At 62.2% G+C, this 251-nt stretch carries 1 protein-coding gene; it reads right to left on the bottom strand.

All coding sequences use genetic code 11. The features are described from left to right. Nucleotides 1-251, bottom strand: a 251-nt coding sequence (locus tag Ga0451573_RS19430) for an ATP-binding cassette domain-containing protein (RefSeq protein ID WP_231685844.1), incomplete at both ends; no start/stop codon positions are given.

The following is a 251-nucleotide window of genomic DNA, read 5'->3' on the forward strand; positions in this document are numbered from 1 at the left end:
TGGCCCGCATACATGACGATGACCCGGTCGCAGAACGACGAGACCAGCCGCAGATCGTGCGAAATGAAGATCAGCCCCATGCCGCGATCGCGCACCAGATTGTCGAGGATGGCGAGAACATCCAGCTGGACAGTCACGTCGAGCGCCGAGGTCGGTTCATCGGCGATCAGCAGTTCCGGGCCGGTGATCAACATCATGGCAATCATGGCGCGCTGCCCCATGCCGCCCGAAACCTCGTGCGGATGGAGGTC

This window comes from Phosphitispora fastidiosa, assembly GCF_019008365.1.
GTDB lineage: Bacteria > Bacillota > Thermincolia > Thermincolales > UBA2595 > Phosphitispora > Phosphitispora fastidiosa.